The sequence below is a fragment of the Flavobacterium geliluteum genome (genome assembly GCF_017948595.1).
In the GTDB taxonomy this organism is placed as follows: Bacteria; Bacteroidota; Bacteroidia; order Flavobacteriales; family Flavobacteriaceae; genus Flavobacterium; species Flavobacterium flavipigmentatum.
Window position 1 is genome coordinate 47,840 of the sequence record NZ_JAGFBV010000005.1, and the last position, 17,910, is coordinate 65,749.

At 34.8% G+C, this 17,910-nt stretch carries 14 protein-coding genes; 10 read left to right on the top strand and 4 right to left on the bottom strand.

Annotation, left to right across the window (positions count from 1 at the left end):
* Nucleotides 1-7 precede the first annotated feature (7 nt).
* The 10 genes from J3495_RS04315 to J3495_RS04360 all read left to right on the top strand — a co-directional run bounded on the left by J3495_RS04315 (nt 8) and on the right by J3495_RS04360 (nt 12,023).
* On the top strand, nt 8-1,549 hold the full coding sequence (locus tag J3495_RS04315; RefSeq protein WP_210665342.1) for an AAA family ATPase: 1,542 nt from the start codon (nt 8-10) through the stop codon (nt 1,547-1,549).
* Between the two features lie 454 nt (nt 1,550-2,003).
* A complete protein-coding gene (locus tag J3495_RS04320; RefSeq protein WP_210665343.1) occupies nt 2,004-3,464 on the top strand; it encodes a lipopolysaccharide biosynthesis protein in 1,461 nt (486 codons plus the stop codon).
* Nucleotides 3,465-3,516: 52 nt separating this feature from the next.
* Entirely contained in the window at nt 3,517-3,951 is a 435-nt protein-coding gene (gene dut, locus J3495_RS04325) for a dUTP diphosphatase (protein ID WP_210665344.1), read from the top strand.
* 85 nt (nt 3,952-4,036) lie between these two features.
* Nucleotides 4,037-5,053, top strand: a complete 1,017-nt coding sequence (locus J3495_RS04330) for a sugar phosphate nucleotidyltransferase (RefSeq protein WP_210665345.1) — start codon at nt 4,037-4,039, stop codon at nt 5,051-5,053.
* Nucleotides 5,054-5,092: 39 nt separating this feature from the next.
* The gene (locus tag J3495_RS04335) at nt 5,093-6,445 is read left to right on the top strand and encodes a tetratricopeptide repeat protein (RefSeq protein WP_210665346.1); all 1,353 of its coding nucleotides are present in this window, start codon (nt 5,093-5,095) and stop codon (nt 6,443-6,445) included.
* Nucleotides 6,446-6,460: 15 nt separating this feature from the next.
* On the top strand, nt 6,461-7,237 hold the full coding sequence (locus J3495_RS04340) for a DUF4292 domain-containing protein (RefSeq protein WP_210665347.1): 777 nt from the start codon (nt 6,461-6,463) through the stop codon (nt 7,235-7,237).
* A gap of 23 nt (nt 7,238-7,260) precedes the next feature.
* Nucleotides 7,261-8,517: a murein hydrolase activator EnvC family protein gene (locus J3495_RS04345; RefSeq protein ID WP_210665348.1), complete on the top strand. Its 1,257-nt coding sequence runs from the start codon at nt 7,261-7,263 to the stop codon at nt 8,515-8,517.
* A gap of 304 nt (nt 8,518-8,821) precedes the next feature.
* The gene (gene rbfA, locus J3495_RS04350; RefSeq protein ID WP_041519807.1) at nt 8,822-9,214 is read left to right on the top strand and encodes a 30S ribosome-binding factor RbfA; all 393 of its coding nucleotides are present in this window, start codon (nt 8,822-8,824) and stop codon (nt 9,212-9,214) included.
* Between the two features lies 1 nt (nt 9,215).
* Nucleotides 9,216-10,415 (top strand): ABC transporter permease, encoded by a 1,200-nt coding sequence (locus J3495_RS04355; protein ID WP_210665349.1) that lies wholly within the window; start codon nt 9,216-9,218, stop codon nt 10,413-10,415.
* A 180-nt stretch (nt 10,416-10,595) separates the two neighbouring features.
* Complete coding sequence (locus J3495_RS04360; protein WP_210665350.1) at nt 10,596-12,023, top strand: MATE family efflux transporter; 1,428 nt, start codon at nt 10,596-10,598, stop codon at nt 12,021-12,023.
* Nucleotides 12,024-12,240: 217 nt separating this feature from the next.
* Here the strand turns inward: J3495_RS04360 and dusB are convergent, their stop codons facing one another.
* From dusB to J3495_RS04380, 4 genes are all read right to left on the bottom strand, one after another.
* The gene (gene dusB, locus J3495_RS04365) at nt 12,241-13,233 is read right to left on the bottom strand and encodes a tRNA dihydrouridine synthase DusB (protein ID WP_210665351.1); all 993 of its coding nucleotides are present in this window, start codon (nt 13,231-13,233) and stop codon (nt 12,241-12,243) included.
* Between the two features lie 147 nt (nt 13,234-13,380).
* Nucleotides 13,381-14,673, bottom strand: a complete 1,293-nt coding sequence (locus J3495_RS04370; RefSeq protein ID WP_210665352.1) for a phenylacetate--CoA ligase family protein — start codon at nt 14,671-14,673, stop codon at nt 13,381-13,383.
* Nucleotides 14,670-16,382 (bottom strand): C45 family autoproteolytic acyltransferase/hydolase, encoded by a 1,713-nt coding sequence (locus J3495_RS04375; RefSeq protein ID WP_210665353.1) that lies wholly within the window; start codon nt 16,380-16,382, stop codon nt 14,670-14,672. The genes J3495_RS04370 and J3495_RS04375 overlap by 4 nt, the downstream gene beginning before the upstream one ends.
* A 10-nt stretch (nt 16,383-16,392) precedes the next feature.
* A complete protein-coding gene (locus J3495_RS04380) occupies nt 16,393-17,910 on the bottom strand; it encodes a phytoene desaturase family protein (protein ID WP_210665354.1) in 1,518 nt (505 codons plus the stop codon).

Genomic DNA, 17,910 nt, shown 5'->3' on the forward strand with positions numbered 1-17,910 from the left:
TTAGAATATGTCGAAAAAGAACAATCCAATATCGATTATAATAGAAGAATCTTTCCTGTCTTTAAAAAAATATTTAGAGACCAATATAAGTTCTAATGAAGCCGTTTTTACGGCTTCATTTGTTACCAATTTGCATAAAGAAACTTTAAGCATTCTTGAAATTTGTACTGTTTTAAATCAGGATGCAACATTTATTCAAAAAATAAATCAAGAGGTAAATCCACTTACATCCAGAGGATTATTGTTCAAAGTAGAGCACTTTTTCCTTTCGGATATGATTGCGCTTTATGATCAAGAGTCTATTAAAAAAAGTGAAAAATCTCAGTTTGTTTTGGCGTATTATTATGATGCTTTGCGCAACAATCATTTTGCCGATGAAAATTCTATCAACGAGTTGAATCAGTTGGTTTTTACTGAAGACTTTAAGAAACATCTTCTAAAAATAAAAAAGGAAAATACAATCATTACTTCAAATTCAAATCAACAAAAAAGCAAGTATTTATTACCTGAAGCATTGGCAGAACAAAACCACGATAAGTTGAAAGAAGTGCTGATAAAGTATCAAAATTTCCTTCATTTTGCTTTTGATAAAAAGTTCGAAAGCACAACTGATTTTAATTTTTTTTTAGGTTTAAATTTAAATAAACCAAAAAGCAAGAACAAAGAAGTCGGCAATTTTCCGGAAGAAGACACACTCGAAAAAGTACTTGAAGAATTGAATCAATTAGTAGGTTTAGCAGCAGTAAAAAAAGATGTTGGCGAGCTTATTAATTTATTAGAAATACAAAAAAAGCGTTCAAAACAAGGGTTAAAAAATGTAGAAATTACGTTGCATACCGTTTTTTTAGGCCCTCCCGGAACAGGGAAAACCTCTGTAGCGAGACTTTTAAGCAGAATTTTTAAGCATTTAGATTTTTTATCAAAAGGCCAAATGTACGAGACAGATCGTGAAGGTTTGGTTGCGGGTTATGTCGGGCAAACAGCTACAAAGGTCGATGCTGCTGTAGAATCAAGTTTAGGAGGAGTTTTATTTATTGATGAAGCGTATGCGCTGACTCAAAATGCATTTGGGAATGACTATGGTGCCGAAGCCGTAAATACTTTGCTGAAAAGAATGGAAGATCATCGGGACGATTTGGCGGTTGTTGTGGCAGGTTACACAGAACCCATGAAAATCTTTGTAGGATCTAATCCGGGATTGCGCTCTCGTTTTAATAGATTTTTTTATTTTGATCATTTTTCGCCAGACGAATTATTTCAAATTTTTGAATCATTTTGTATCAAATCAGATTTTATAGTTTCTGAAGATGCAAAAGAGAAACTTAAAGACACTTTTGAATTACTCTATGCAAAAAAAGATGAAAGTTTTGGAAACGCCAGAGTGGTGCGAAATCTATTTGAAAAATGCATTCAAAATCAAGCAAATAGAATTGTAAAACTTAAAAAAATCAGTAACAAGACTTTAAAAACCTTAACAGAAGAAGATATTCCAGAACCAAAAGAAACAGAAAAAAGTATTGGATTTGCTACTAAAGAAGAAAATTTATAAAATGGTGATTCTCGAAATATTCACAATCGAGAATCACAACCATTTTATAAATAGTCTGTAGCATTTTATTGCTACTTTGCTTTGTCTTTTATGGGAACAAACTAGCTTTATTAGTCCCAAGGCTCTGTTTTTGTGAAGGGTTACACATCAGCTGGCATCAATCCCTATTTCGCAAATTTAAGGGCAAACAGCTGTACATCAGTTATACAATTGATAGGGTTTGTTATAGATTTCACATTTGAGTCCAAAAAGGTCATTCAAATGTAATTTTTAAATTTTTATTTAAATTATTTTTAAGATTAGGAATCAAAAGAGGCTTTTTTATCTAAATTTCAAATAAAAAATACTTGACGTAATAAAATTTTCATAACTCTTTGTTTATTGGATCAACAAATACGGTAATAAACCAAAGAATTGGTTATTTTTGTTTTTGCAAATTTTATTACAATTTATTTTGGGATTATATAAAAATCTATTCAAACAAACAGCCATTTACGGATTAGCAACGGTTTTACCAAGAATGCTAAGTTTTTTATTGGTGCGATTATATACAGGAATTTTACCTACTGCAGAATATGGCGAAGTTTCGATTGTTTTGTCCTGGATGGTTTTTTTCAACGTAATACTTTCCTACGGAATGGAAACGGCATTTTTTCGTTTTTACAGTGCCGAAGACGATAAGAAAAACGTAATTGCAACGTCTACCATTTCTATATTTTGGTCGTCAATTATCTTTTTGTTTGTTGCCTTAATTTTTAGAAATACTCTGGCGAGCTGGGCAGAAGTCGATGTACAGTTTGTTACTTATTCAATCTGGATATTGGTTTTGGATGCGTTGGTTTTAGTGCCTTTTTCAAAATTAAGAGCCAACCAGAGACCGATGATGTATGCCGCCATTAAAATTGGTAATGTCATAGTCAATCTTTTGCTGAATATATTCTTTTTAATGTATTTGCCTAAAATCGCAGCAGAAAATCCAAATTCTGTTTGGGATAATTTATACGTCGAAAATTTTCAAATAGCGTATATTTTCATTGCAAATTTATTGGCAAGTTTAGCCACTTTTGTGGTGCTTTCGCCAAATTATCTTTATTTGGGAAGAAAATTTGACCCTGTACTTTGGAAGAAAATGATGAAATATGGTTTACCTATTTTGGTTGCCGGAATTGCCTTTGCTGTAAACGAACATTTTGATAAAATTCTTTTAGGGTATTTATTGCCCGAAAATTTGGCAAAATCAGAGGTCGGAGCTTATTCTGCCTGTTATAAACTGGGGCTTTTTATGGTTTTGTTTGCAACGGCTTTCAGATTAGGGATCGAACCTTTCTTTTTTAGTCATTCAAAAAACGAAAATGCGCCTCAGACTTATGCTGTCATTACAAAATATTTTGTGATTTTGGGCTCTTTGATTTTATTGGGCGTGATCGTTTTTGCCGATATTTTAAAATATCTTTTACTTGATAATAAATCGTATTGGGAAGCCATGAAAGTAGTGCCGCTCATTATTTTGGCCAATTTCTTTTTAGGAATTTACAACAACTTATCGGTTTGGTATAAACTTACAGATAAAACCAAAATTGGTGCTTACATATCTATTGTGGGAGCAATCGTTACCTTATTATTAAATTACATTTTAATTCCAAAATACAGTTATTATGGCTCGGCTATTGCTACCATTTCTGCTTACGGAAGCATGATGTTAATTTCGTATGTCTTAGGAAATAAATATTATCCCATACCCTATGATATGAATAAAATTGGGGCTTACTTGGGGATTTCAATTGTTTTTTCTGCTATTTCTTTTTATGGATTTAGAGAGAATTATTTCGTTGGAATTCCGTTATTATTAGGCTTCATGTATTTTGTGTATCATAACGAAAAAGAAACCATCAAAGGAATTATGAATAGAAAGTAATCTTGATTTTTTAGAAATTAAATTTTGCTTTTTTATCTTTTTAAAATAAATAATGAAAATACAAATTATCAATAAATCGCAGCATCCATTGCCTAATTACGAAACTATTGCTTCGGCCGGAATGGATTTGCGTGCCAATTTATCAGCATCAATTACTTTAAAACCACTAGAAAGAGCCATTGTAAAAACAGGACTTTTTATAGAATTGCCAATTGGTTATGAGGCGCAAGTACGACCAAGAAGCGGATTGGCGGCAAAAAAAGGTGTTACGGTTTTAAATTCTCCAGGAACTGTTGATGCAGATTATAGAGGCGAAATAGGTGTAATTTTGGTAAATTTATCCAATGAAGATTTTGTTATCGAAAATGGAGAACGAATCGCACAGTTGATTATTGCCAGACACGAAAGAGCAGAATGGTTGGAAGTTGCCGAACTTTCTGAGACCTCAAGAGGCGAAGGCGGATTTGGAAGTACGGGAGTAAAATAGAAATTAATAATGAAGACAATCGATGATTGAATGATTTTTTTAAATCTTTTAATCATTCTATTTTTTTAATCTTATAGAAAAAAACATGAAAATAATTGTTCCAATGGCAGGCCGCGGATCAAGGCTTAGACCACATACTTTAACCATTCCGAAACCATTAATTCCGGTGGCTGGAAAATCTATTGTACATCGTTTAGTCGAAGATATTGCTAAAATATTAAAAGAACCAATAGAAGAAGTTGCCTTTATATTGGGCGATGAGGCTTTTTTTGGAGATGATCTTGTGGCAAGTTTAGAAGAGTTGGCAGGAAGTTTGGGTGCAAAAGCCTCTATTTATCGTCAGGATTTACCTTTGGGTACAGGTCACGCCATTATGTGTGCGAAAGAATCTCTTTCTGGACCAGCAGTTATCGCTTACGCGGATACATTAATTAGAGCAGATTTCGAATTAGATCCGGAAGCAGATGCTGTAATTTGGGTAAAACAAGTCAATCAGCCGGAAGCTTTTGGTGTGGTAAAACTGAATTCGAATAACGAAATTATTGAATTGGTCGAAAAACCAAAAGAATTTGTAAGTGATTTAGCGGTAATCGGAATTTATTATTTTAAAGAAGTAGAAGTTTTGAAAGCAGAACTTCAGAAAGTTTTGGATAATAACATTCAAAACGGAGGAGAATATCAGATTAATGACGGAATTAAAGCCATGATGGCCAACGGAAAAGTGTTTAAAACCGGCAGCGTCGACGAGTGGATGGATTGCGGAAACAAAGATGTAACTGTTGAAACCAATTCGAGAATGTTAGGTTTTCTGCACAACGATGGAGAACATTTGGTTGATTACGATGTAACATTAGAGAATGCTACCATTATTCCACCATGTTATATTGGAGAAAATGTTGTGTTGAAAAATACCACAGTCGGACCCAACGTCTCTATAGGAAAAGGTTGCCACGTTACAGACAGCACCATCAAAAATAGTTTGATACAAACGTATGCTAAAATAAAAAATGCTAACTTAGACAATGCCATGATTGGAAATCACGTAAGTTATGATGGCAAATTTACAAGTATTAGCATCGGAGATTACTCGGTTTTAGAATAAAATAAAATTAATTTTTTGTTTAATGAAGAAAGTTTAAAAATGATAAAAAAGAGCGTTTTTGCACTATTATCTTTCGTTTTGCTTGGCAATACGGCATCGGTTTTGGCACAGACAGAACCCGAAGATATTGCGATGCTTTCTGATGAATATCAAGACTCTTTTTATGAATCATTAAAACAAAAAGGAATTGAAAATTATGATAAAGCAATTCTTTCGTTAGAAAAATGCATCCAATTAAAACCCAATGACGCCGTTGCTTATTTTGAATTAGGAAAAAATTATTTGTGGTTAAAAGAGTATCGAAATGCACAAATTTCGTTTGAAAAAGCCACGCAATTAAATCCGAAAAATAAATGGTATTGGTTAGGAATTTATGATGTAAGTTTTGAAACTAAAAATTATCTTTTGGCGATAGAAACGATTCAAAAAATCATTCCTTTTGACGAAGAATACAAAGATGATTTGATTTCGTTGTATATGATTACGAATCAGTTTGATAAAGCACTTTTTACGATTAACGAAATGAACGATAAGTTCGGAAAATCGGAAGATCGCGAAAGGTACAAAATGCAAATTTTGTCGCAAGGACCTTATCAGAATGCCGAGATTGATAATTTGATTGTTCAGATAAAACAAAATCCGAAAGAAGAATCCAATTATGTTAACTTGATTTTTTTGTATTCGAAAAATAATGAAACAGACAAAGCTGTAGAGGTAACGAAACAATTGGCCAAAGAAATTCCGGATTCTGAGTGGGCACAGGTGAGTTTGTTCAAAGTATATTTAGATCAAAATCAAGCAGACAAAGCGATCAAATCGATGAATACTATTTTGTCAAGTTCAAAAATTGATTCAAAAATAAAACATAGAACGCTGAACGAGTTTTTGATTTATGTGAATAAAAATCCGCAGTACGCAGCAGATTTAGAAAAAGCGATTGGTTATTTTGATAACGATAAAGAAGTAGATGTTGCCAAAGAAGTGGGTAAATTTTATCATAGCAAAAATCAGTTAGAGAATGCGATTAAGTATTATGAGAAAGATTTAAAAACAAATTCAGATACCGATCGCGAAACCAATTTGTTGCTGCTTGAGGTGTATGCAAAAGCAAAGCAATTTGAGCCGATGACCAAAAGAGCGATGACGATGATAGAAGTATACCCGAGCCAGCCACAATTTTATTATTATGCAGGTTTAGGGAGCAATCAGTTACAACAATTTAAAAATGCAAAAACCGTTCTAGAAATGGGATTGGATTATGTTGTAGAGGATATCATACTAGAAGCCAACTTCAATATTCAGTTGGGAGAAGCTTATAATGGGTTGGGGGATGTCAAGAAAAAAGAGTTTTATTTTTCTAAAGGCAATGAATTATTAAAACAAAAAAAGTAAAAGAATAGATTTTAAATGAAAAAAAATATAGCAATATTATTGGTTACTCTTTTTATGATTTCTTGCAAATTAAAAGCAGTTGCGGTGCAAAATAACACCAATGCAGAGCCGACCAAAATAGACAATAAAGTAGTAGAAAAGCATTATGAAAACAAGCTGAATTTCAATACTTTATATATTAAGGCGAGCGCTAAATATGAAGATGAAAAACAAAGCCAGAATGTAACAGCCGAAATAAGAATCAAAAAAGGAGAACAGATTTTGGTGAGCGTGCGTTTCTTAGGCATTACGATGGCAAAAGCTTTGATCACACAATCGACGGTAAGTTATTACGAAAAAATTAAAGGCACTTATTATGAAGGCGATTTTAGTAGTTTGAGCAAATGGCTGGGTACCGATTTAGATTATGTAAAAGTAGAAAATCTTTTGCTGGGTGAAGCTTTGGATGATCTGAGAAAAACAAAATATACACAAACCATTGTAGAAAATCTTTTTCGATTAGAAGATGATAAAAACGCCGATTTGAAAAAAGTGTTTTTTATCGATGCCGATAAATATCTGATTCAGAAAGAGCAAATTTCAAAGCCATCAGAAAATATGATGTTGCAAATTGCGTATGCAGGCAGTAAAGTTTTTGAACAAGGGACGTTGCCAACAAATATCGAAATCAATGCTATTCAGCCCAAAGGGAAAACAGATATAAGTTTAAATTATAACACTATTTCGTTTAATGAAGAGCTTACTTTTCCGTACAGCATACCAAGTGGTTACAAGAAAGTAATAATTAAGTAAATTTGCAAAAAGATAATAAAGACATGCCGAAATTTCTCCTAAGCCTAATTTTTATATGCGCGACAACATTTATGTGGGCGCAAGATGATTCGCAACAAGAAAAACTAGAACAGCGAAAAGCGCAAATTATACAGGAAATACGAGACAACGAAAAAATGTTGCAATCGGTAAAGAAAAAAGAAAAATCTGCTGTAAACGTTTTCCTTATTCAGGCTAACAAAATCAAGTTGAAAGAAAAACTGATTAACACAACGGCTAAACAGGAAAGGCTTTTGAGCAATGATATGTACATCAATCAGCTTAAAGTGAACAAACTCAAAAGAGAGTTAACTGTTTTGAAGGAAGATTATTCTAAAATGATTTTGAAGTCTTATAAAAGTCGTTCAGAACAAAGTAGAGCGATGTTTATTTTGTCTTCGGAGAGTTTTTTGCAAGCCTACAAAAGAGCACAATATCTGAAACAATATACAGCTTTTAGAAAAAACCAAGGTTTAGAAATTCAGTCAAAAACAGCGCAATTGGTAGATTTTAATGCAAAACTGGATGGACAAAGAAAAGTTAAGAAAAAAATTATTGCAGAAAATCAAAAAGAGCGTCTTGCACTCGAAATAGAAAAGAAAGAACAACAGAAGCTCGTAAACGCCATTAAAAAAGACAAAAATAAAATTGCGGCCGATATTAGAGCCAAACAAAAGGAATCTAAAAATATTGACAGGCAAATTGACCGTTTGATTCGTGAGGCGATTGCTGAAGCAAATAGAAAAGCGGCTCTGGAAAAAGCAAAAGCAAATCCTGGAACGGCTCCATCAAAAGCTGCAGTTTCCTCTTCTAGAATTGCTTTGACTCCCGAGGATAAAGTGCTTGCTGCCGATTTTAAAGCCAATAGAGGAAGATTGCCTTGGCCGGTAGAAAAAGGATTTGTTTCTTTAGGTTATGGTGATCAGCCGCATCCATTGTATCCTTCGGTAACGGTGCATAATTCCGGTGTCGAAATCACTACAGAGCAAGGAGCGAGCGCTCGAGCAGTATTTGAAGGTGTTGTAGCAAAGGTGATGATTTTATCGCCTGTTAATAAAGCAGTGATGATTCAGCATGGAGATTATTTTACAGTGTATCAAAATTTAAGCTCAGTTTCGGTAAGTCAGGGCGATAAAGTAAACATCAAACAAAGCATCGGAAAAGTGAGAACCAGTGGAGACACCGGAAAAACAGTTATAAAGTTTTTGATTCTTCAAAACACATCCAACAACAATCCGGAAGGATGGTTACAAAACAGATAAGCAAAAAGGGAGCGTAAATTTTATGGCTCCCTTTTTTATTGTTGGTTTAAGGATTAATATTTTCAAATAGATACAACTAAAGATTTTTAATAAAAAATTCTTTTTTTTAAGGTTTTGATTCTGAAAATTCCTATTTTTAAGACATTTTTTTTATGATTCTGTATTGAAGAAAAATGATTCTGATGCAGTTTATTTCTCTTTGAATGAGTTTCTCGAAGTCAAAAGGCTTTTTTTCGTATAAAAATCCTTAGATTGTTGATTATGAAATTGTGCCGATTGAATTTAAAAGTAGTATTTTTGCACTATGGAAACAAATAGACAGAAAAAAATAGGCGGTGTCATCCAAAAAGATTTGGTTGATATTTTGCAAGGTGAAGTGAGAAAAAACGGAATTACAAATTTGGTAATTTCGGTATCCAAAGTCAGTGTTACTTCAGATTTGTCAGTGGCAACAGTGTATTTAAGCATTTTTCCTCAGGACAAAGCCAAAGAAACTTTAGAAGGAATAAAATCAAATTCTACCTTGATCAAACACGATTTGTCTCAACGTGTGCGTTTGCAATTGCGTCGAGTACCTAACTTGGTGTTTTTTATCGATGACTCTTTAGATTATATCGAAAAAATAGACAACGCTTTGTCAAACAGAGAAAATCCGATTGAAAACCGCGATCTTTTAGAAAAAAGAAGAAAATCATAAATTGAATTTCCCCCTTTACATAGCCAAACGATATATTTTTAGCCGTAGTAAAAATAGTGCTATCAATATCATCAACTACATTGCCAGCATGGGAATCATTGTGGGCACAATGGCTTTGTTTGTGGTTTTGTCTGTTTTTAGCGGCCTAAAAGTTTTTAGTCTTTCGTTTACAAACGAAATTGATCCCGACCTGAAAGCGACAAGTACGTATGGTAAATCTTTTTTGATTACTCCGAGTCAGGAAGCTCAGATAAAAAACATAGACGGCGTTGTTTCGTATACTAAAATTATCGAAGAACGTGTTTTATTTTTATTCAAAAACAAACAGCAGGTTACCTATATAAAAGGAGTCGATCGAAATTATGCTGTCGTAAACGATATTAAGAAAAAGCTTTTTAATGGCGAATGGCTCAAACCGGATACGTATCAGGTTGTAATTGGGTACGGAATTGCGAGAGATTTTTCGATGGGCATCTTGGATTTCGAAAATCCTTTGCAAATTTTTGCGCCCAAACCAGGAAAAGGCAATTTGGAGAATCCTCAGGAAGCGTTTAATAAAACAGAAGTTTTGCCTGTCGGAATTTATTCTGTCAGCGAAGAATTAGATTCAAAATACGTGTTTGCTGATTTAGGATTGGTGCAGGAATTACTGATGTACAAACCCAATCAGATTTCCGGAATCGAACTGAATCTGAAAGACGAAGCCAATGAAAGCGCCATTAAATCTCAGTTGGAGACTATTTTTAAAAATAAAATTACGTTAAAAAATAGAGCGCAACTTAATGAGTCTTTATACAAAATGCTCAACACCGAAAATATTGCCGTTTACCTGATTTTTACCTTGGTAATTATAGTGGCACTTTTCAACTTGATTGGCGCTTTGATTATGATGATTTTGGATAAGAAAGCCAACCTTAAAACGCTTTTTAATTTAGGTACAGAAATTCATCATTTGCGAAAAATATTTTTGCTGCAGGGAACTTTGTTAAGTGTTATTGGCGGTATTGTAGGGCTTGTTCTCGGGATTATTCTTGTCCTTTTGCAACAGCAATACGAACTAATTATGATTACACCCACTTTGCCGTACCCAGTTGTTTTTACCCTCGAAAATGTACTTATTGTTATGGCAACCATTGTATCGCTTGGTTTTGTTGCTTCTTTAATTGCAAGTAGCCGGGTGAGCAAAAAGCTGTTAAACTAATATTTTTTAGTTAAAAAATTACATATATTTACAGTCTTAAAATTCTAAGTTTATGATTGTTTCTGCCTAATCCTATTTTATTTTTCTGATAATTAGGATACTTACGTTTTTTACCTTCAATGGTGTACGATGTTCAGAAGATTAAATCTGAATAATTTTATCATTTATCTTAAACTTATCATGACAGAAACAAATATAAAAAAATCTTTATTTTCTAAAATTTTTACCACTCTTAAACAAGCGATCAAAGGCGATGAATCTTTTGATTATACCGCAGGAAGCATCAAAAAAGCCGTCATTTTACTAGCCATTCCGATGGTTTTAGAAATGATGATGGAATCGGTTTTTGCGCTTGTTGATTTATATTTCGTAGGACATTTGGAGCATAGCAGCTTTGCTATTCAAACCGTGGGCCTTACAGAATCGGTGATTACAATTGTATATTCTGTCGCTATCGGAATTAGTATGGCGGCCACGGCAGTTGTCGCGCGACGTATTGGTGAGAAAGATCCTGTTGCTGCGGCAAAAGCAGGTATGCAGGCTATTATTATTGCTTTTACAATTAATATTGTAATGAGTATTTTGGGTTTTATATATGCCAAAGATATTCTGGTGATCATGGGAGCATCGGTAGAAGCTGCCGAACACGGTTATAGATTTACCCAAATTATGATTGGCGGAAGCTTGTGTATCATGCTTTTATTTTTGATTAACGGAATTTTTCGGGGAGCAGGAAATGCTGCGATTGCAATGAAAAGTCTTTGGTTGGCCAATATTTGCAATATTATTTTATGTCCCATTTTAATAAATGGTTTTGGGCCAATTCCAGCTTTTGGTCTTACAGGTGCTGCAATGGCGACAACCTTAGGAAGAAGCATTGGTGTATTGTATCAGGTGTATCATTTGTTTTTTGGCAAAGGGGTTCTAAAAATTATTCCATCTTATTTTGTACCAGATTTAAAACAAATTAAGGCACTGATTAAGATTGCTGCGCCTGGAGTTTTACAATTTGTGATTGCTTCTTGTAGTTGGATTTTTCTGGCACAATTGGTGGCTACAACAGGAGGCGATCATGGTTCAGCGGGTTATCAGACGGCACTGCGAATTATGATGTTTTTTATACTTCCAGCTTGGGGATTGAGCAATGCTGCGGCAACTTTGGTAGGGCAAAATTTAGGAGCCAAACAAATTGGCCGTGCAGAAAAATCGGTTTATACTACTGCCCGATACAATGTAATTTTTATGGCAACGATTATGGTCATAACCTTATGTTTTGGAAAATATATTATTTCCTTTTTTACCAATGATGAAATGGTAAAAACCATTGCTGTTGAAGCCTTACAAATCATGAGTATTGGTTTTGTTTTTTATGGAATCGGAATGGTTTTAATCAATACGTTCAACGGAGCAGGAGATACCTGGACACCAACAGCTATTAATTTCTTTGGATTTTGGTTGTTTCAGATTCCGCTGGCATACGTATTGGCCAAACATTTCCAGATGGGTCCAACAGGAGTTTTTATTGCCATTCCTGTAGCTGAAACAGCGATTACTCTGGCAGGTATTGTACTTTATAAAAAAGGAAAATGGAAACGGACTCAGGTATAAATTATGCTAAAAAGACCTTCAATTGAAGGTCTTTTTTTGTATTAGCATTTTTTTTACAGTTAGTCTGCATATTTTTGTCATTTCGAAGAAGGAGAAATCTCCGTGAGAAACTCCACAAAGATTGGAGTTTCGTTGCAGAGTTACTTATGGAGATTTCTCCTTCGTCGAAAGGACAATGATTGGGGTTATTTTGTTTAAAGCTAAAGTTCCTTATAGTTTAAACAAACTCGTATCCTGCATAAACCTTTTCAATTTCATTCATAATTGCGAATAAATTTTCCGGTTCATCAGTGGTAACTAGCTTTTGTTTGTATTCTTTAAAAGAGTGAATTCCTTTGAAATAATTGGTATAGTGACGGCGCATTTCTACAATTCCTAAGCGTTCGCCTTTCCATTCCATCGACCACATCAGGTGATTTCTGGCGGCTTCTACGCGATCGCCAACCGTTGGAACAGGTAAGTGTTCGCCCGTTTTAAAATAATGTTTGATTTCGTTAAAAATCCAGGGGTAACCAATAGCCGCACGACCAATCATGATGCCGTCAATGCCGTATTCATTTTTATATTTTAGTGCTTTTTCAGGATTGTCGATATCCCCGTTTCCAAAAATGGGCATGGTAATTCTGGGATTATTTTTTACGCGTGCGATGTGTGACCAATCTGCGTGACCTTTGTACATTTGCGCACGTGTTCTGGCATGTATCGTCAAAGCTTGAACACCAATGTCCTGAAGTCTTTCGGCCACTTCATCAATATTAATAGAATTTTCATCCCAACCCAAACGGGTTTTTACCGTTACAGGCAAATCGGTGCTGCGTATCACGGCTTTTGTCAAACGCACCATCAAATCAACATCTTTTAAAACGCCGGCTCCGGCACCTTTACAAACTACTTTTTTTACAGGACATCCAAAATTGATGTCGACCAAATCTGGTTTTACTGTCGAAACAATTTTAGACGAAAGTGCCATTGCTTCCTCATCTCCTCCAAAAATCTGGATTCCCACGGGACGCTCGTAATCAAAAATATCCAGCTTCATTCTGCTTTTGATCGCATCACGAATTAATCCTTCTGAGGAAATAAATTCAGAATACATCATGTCAGCGCCATGCGTTTTGCACAAACGGCGAAACGGTGGGTCGCTCACATCTTCCATCGGTGCGAGTAATAAAGGAAATTCGGGTAATTCTATGTTGCCAATCTTGACCATCTTCACTATTTTGTGCAAAATTACAACTTTTAGTTCAATTTGTGCTAAATTGAGATTCAAAGGTTCAGAGCAGTAAAGGTTCAAAGGTTTTTTGATCAGGCTATTAGACCTTTTTCCCTCTGAACCTTTGCCTCTATGTACCTTTTTCTACTGAACTCTATAATCAAAAAAGCGAATTGGTTTTCGGCTCATAGGATTAAAAACCAGCGGATTTAAAGTTTCTTTTGGAGCAAATTCTATTTTGGGCGTTACTCGTAATTTGGCTCTAAAATGGTCTTTGATTTCGTTGAGTAATTCCGGTGATTGATTTTTTGAGGCAATTTTTATCAGAATTTCATCGGTACCTAAATCGTTGGTAAAAATTTCGATAATATGATTTTCGATCGCATCAAAATCAGTCAGAACATCATTCATCGCTGGCGGATAAAGAGTTGTTCCTTTGTATTTTATCATTTGCTTTTTACGACCAATAACGGGTCCTACACGTACGGTGTTTCTTCCACAGGCACAAGGACTGTTGTGTAATTGTACAACATCACCCGTCTTGAAACGCAACAGCGGCATGGCTTCAATTCCTAAGGTCGTAAAGGTCAATTCGCCAGCTTCACCGTCTTTTACGGGATTATTATTTTCATCCAAAACTTCGATAATGATTAATTCAGGATGGTGATGTCCTCCGTTTTCATGTTCACATTCGGTAAAAGCGGTACTCATTTCTGTCGAGGCATAAGTCGAAAATAACTTAATATTCCATTTGTCCGTGATTTTTTTAGACAAAGTATTCATCGTAAAATCCTGACTTCTAAGTGATTCTCCGATGCAAATCGCTCCTTTTATACTCGAATTGTTGTAATCAATTCCGTGTACTTCTGCATATTCAATCAATTTTAATAAAAAAGAAGGAACGGTAATCAAGTACGAGGGTTTGTATTTTAAAATAGAATCCCATTGCAATTCTGGAATTCCTGCGCCCACGCGAATGACACCCACTTTTAGTTTTCGTAACCCCAGAAAATAGGCCAAACCCGCCATAAATTTTCTATCAATTGTCGTCATCAATTGCACAACATCACCTTCTGTAATTCCTGCACAGGCAAACGAAATGGCTTCGTTATAGGCCAATCTGTCTAAATCAGAATCGGTTAAACCAAAGGTTACAGGATCGCCCAAAGTGCCGGAAGTAGAGGAATAATCGATAATTTTGTGTTGCGGAACACAAACAAAATCATCGTTGTATTGCTGTAAATCTTCTTTTGTTGTGACAGGCAAAAGTTGTAAATCTTCGATAGTTTTGATACGCGAAATATCAATATTTTTTTCGGCAAAAAGCCTTTTGTAAAAAGGAGAATATTGACCTATATATTCTAAAAGCCCGACTAATTTTTGCTCTTGAAAAATTTTAATTTGTTCTAAAGAATCCTTTTCTATTGGTGGAATCATTTTAATTTTCTTTTGATTTTTTCTAAATATTCTTCAATTGCTTTTTTCTCAGGAGCAGTTGTAATTTCTTTGGTCAGTGCTTTTTCAAAATGGTTTTGAGCGAGCCTGTATTCTTTTTTTCGATAAAAATACAATCCTGCTTTGTAATACACAACCCAATAATCAGGGTTTAGCGATTGGTAATCCTTTATAAATTGAGTTGTGATTTCGGTTTTATTTTCCAAAAATACATCTATTTTGTGGTCTTCAATTTTAAATTTTTGATAGTTTTGAAAAGCGCTAGTTTCAATAAAAGGATCTCTGGCAATATTCAGGCTTTCTTGTTCATAAGAAACAACACGTCTGTTTTTTTTCTCATTAAAAACACTATCTAAATTATAACATACAAATTCCCCTAATTGATACGGATTTGCAGAAACCCAGACCAATTTTTCTTTAGGTTTAAAAATAACTCCGTGGTGCGCAATCAATTGATTTAAAGATTTTTCGTTGCCATATCCTAATTTTATATTTTTTAAACCATCTGTATTTCTAAGTATTTTTGAGGCAATTTCAGGATTGATTTTTGGGTTTTCTGTAAAAAGTTCCTGCATTCTGTCGTAACGATATTGAGAATGACTATTGGCAATTTGCGACCTATTGCGCGGGTCATTTTTAAAGGCATCTCCTTGGAAATGATTAGAACAGATGAGTTGATTGGAGTTAGGAACAGCAACAACATCCATTTTTTCTGGCGAAACTTCGATAAGAACGGCTTTATTATCTTGAGCACTTCCTACCATGATTGATTCGGAGACAAAGACTTTTCTATTTTTGGCAATGGCGACTGCTTCCTCTATATTTTTAGCATGTTGCAAAATTTCCCGGGTTAAAATCGAAATGGGTGTTTTGGCAATCAGTGGGATTTTAGATTTTCCGGCATTAATAGTGATCGTCAAACCTTCTTTGTTCATGCCCGAAACAGCTCCAATCATACCAGGCCAGGTGACCATCATAAACGGATGTCCTTCTTTGGGATGTATAAAAGCGATTATTTTATTTTCGGCGAAAGCATCGTTTACATAAAAATCAAAATTACGTCCGAGGATTAAATTTCCATCTTCTGATTTTTCGCCCCAAGCCGCAAAAGAAGAGCAACCAACCAGCGACAGGTCTTGCAAGGCGTGACCAATATCATGAGCGCCGTGCAAGTACAAACTTCTAAGATATTGTGGTGCAATATTGTCAAATGTGTGCGAAGTAAATTGCGAAACGCCATATATTTCCGTTTGATATTCATCAGAAACATTTAGATATAGTTTTCTATTGTACCATTTCAGAAAATTACGAAGCAGATTTTGTTTGAATTTTGAAGGAACCATATCTTCAATTCTGGAAAAAAAAATTTCTTCCTGCTTTTTTAACAGCGAGTCTGTCAAAGCTCCGGTTGTGAGTCCAATTTGAAGCGGGTCACCTTCGACATACAATTCCCAAAGGCCTTGTTTGTTTTTTAGAAAAGTATTATTTCCAGTAATAAAAACGGTATTGGATTTTTTTTGTACACTTGGTTGCGTTGCATTATAATGTAAAATACTAGGCTGATGATGCAATGATTTTTTGGTTCCGCAAGAGGCAAAAAGCACTAAATAAAGGATAATGGTAAATAAGAAAATTCGGTTTTTCAGGTGCAGATGTAATAGTATTTGCGATAAATTTCCGGTCTTGCTCATTTTTACGTTTTTATTCAGATGCGTCGTTGATTTTTGTAACCAAATATTCTTTTCCAACAAGTTCAGAGCAGGTTACTACAGCGCCAATAGTAACGCCTAAAACGCCGTGCATATTGATGCTTTGTCCGGTAAGATATAAATTGTCTAATTTGGTTTTTGGAGCAATAAACGTTTTCATAGGGTTGTTAGAGTCCTTTACGTAACCGTACATATTACCGTTGTGACCACCAATATAATCGCGGTATGAAAGCGGTGTCGAAGAATGTATCGACTGAATACAGTCTTTAATACCAGGAAATTTTATTTCTATTTCTTCCAAAAAACGAGCTGTTTTTCTTGATTTGAAAGCATCGTAACTTTCGCCTCTGTCATTTTCATCTGCAGTTGTATTAAAAGTGGTCGCCCAAGGTTGCAAATCGTCAAATTTCATGTAGGTGATAAACGTCATTCCGTCTGCCCATTCTTCCTCTTTTTTCGAGGCATTCATAGAAGCCATATAGGCTTTTGGCCATGAATTTTCGTCGTATTCGTGAGCATTCCAAACATCGCTACTATCTTTAAAATGGTAATAATTATGATTGATATATTTAAAGGTTTTCGGCTTAAAAACTAGGTATAAACTAAAAGCAGAAATAACACCTTCAAGGCTTTGAATTCGGCTATAAAATGATTTTCTAAAATTATCTTCGCCCGCCATTTTCAAAGTAGTTTTGGGTTCGATATTCGATATAAAATAAGTCCCAGAAACCTGACTTCCGTCTTTCATTTTTACCGATGTCACTTTGTTATCTTCGACTACAAAATGGGTAACTTCTTTGTATTTGTAAAATTCTCCGCCGTGTTTTTTGAGTTGTTTTAGCAGCTGTTTGGTAATTTGACTTCCACCGTTGATGCATCTCCAAGAGCTCTGAATATAAGAGTTTACAGAAAGGGCATGAACGTAAAAAGGAGATTTGTCTGCAATTCCGGCGTACAAAAAATTAGAACCCGCTAAAATGGCTCTTAATTTTTCATTAGAGGTAAATTCTGCGATGGTATCTTTGGCATTCAGTGCTAATATTGCACTATCATATTTCCCTTCCCACTCCAAATTATAAAGCGGAAACGAGTCGCAGATGGTCTGTACTTTTTCGCAATATTTTTCTATAGCTGTTTTTTCTTCGGGGAAATGTTTTGCCAGTTGTGTCACAAAATTTTCATAACCCTGCGCGTGAGGATATTCGGCATTTTCATCTTCAAACGAAATGATATCAAAGGCATCTTCGTCCATTTTTTTTAAGTTCAAGTCGTCCATAATGCCCAAATATTTAAAATATTTGTACAAATTCTGACCTTCGCTCAATCCTCCGATATAATGAATTCCGGTATCAAAAATAGTTTTATCGCGAACAAAAGTTTGCAGATTTCCCCCGTATTGATTGTTTTTTTCGAGCACACAAACGCTGTAGCCTTCTTTCGCCAAAATAATAGAGGAGACCAAGCCACCCAAACCGCTGCCCACAATTACCACATCGTATTGCTCTTTCAT

What these genes read in the sequence shown, in the direction of transcription:
- J3495_RS04335 (WP_210665346.1), top strand. Translation starts at nt 5,093, where the DNA reads ATGATAAAAAAGAGCGTTTTTGCACTATTATCTTTCGTTTTGCTTGGC.
- J3495_RS04315 (WP_210665342.1), top strand. Translation starts at nt 8, where the DNA reads ATGTCGAAAAAGAACAATCCAATATCGATTATAATAGAAGAATCTTTC.
- J3495_RS04330 (WP_210665345.1), top strand. Translation starts at nt 4,037, where the DNA reads ATGAAAATAATTGTTCCAATGGCAGGCCGCGGATCAAGGCTTAGACCA.
- J3495_RS04345 (WP_210665348.1), top strand. Translation starts at nt 7,261, where the DNA reads ATGCCGAAATTTCTCCTAAGCCTAATTTTTATATGCGCGACAACATTT.
- dut (WP_210665344.1), top strand. Translation starts at nt 3,517, where the DNA reads ATGAAAATACAAATTATCAATAAATCGCAGCATCCATTGCCTAATTAC.
- J3495_RS04380 (WP_210665354.1), bottom strand. Translation starts at nt 17,910, where the DNA reads ATGAAAGAGCAATACGATGTGGTAATTGTGGGCAGCGGTTTGGGTGGC.
- dusB (WP_210665351.1), bottom strand. Translation starts at nt 13,233, where the DNA reads ATGGTCAAGATTGGCAACATAGAATTACCCGAATTTCCTTTATTACTC.
- J3495_RS04360 (WP_210665350.1), top strand. Translation starts at nt 10,596, where the DNA reads ATGACAGAAACAAATATAAAAAAATCTTTATTTTCTAAAATTTTTACC.
- J3495_RS04340 (WP_210665347.1), top strand. Translation starts at nt 6,461, where the DNA reads ATGAAAAAAAATATAGCAATATTATTGGTTACTCTTTTTATGATTTCT.
- J3495_RS04375 (WP_210665353.1), bottom strand. Translation starts at nt 16,382, where the DNA reads ATGAGCAAGACCGGAAATTTATCGCAAATACTATTACATCTGCACCTG.
- J3495_RS04370 (WP_210665352.1), bottom strand. Translation starts at nt 14,673, where the DNA reads ATGATTCCACCAATAGAAAAGGATTCTTTAGAACAAATTAAAATTTTT.
- rbfA (WP_041519807.1), top strand. Translation starts at nt 8,822, where the DNA reads ATGGAAACAAATAGACAGAAAAAAATAGGCGGTGTCATCCAAAAAGAT.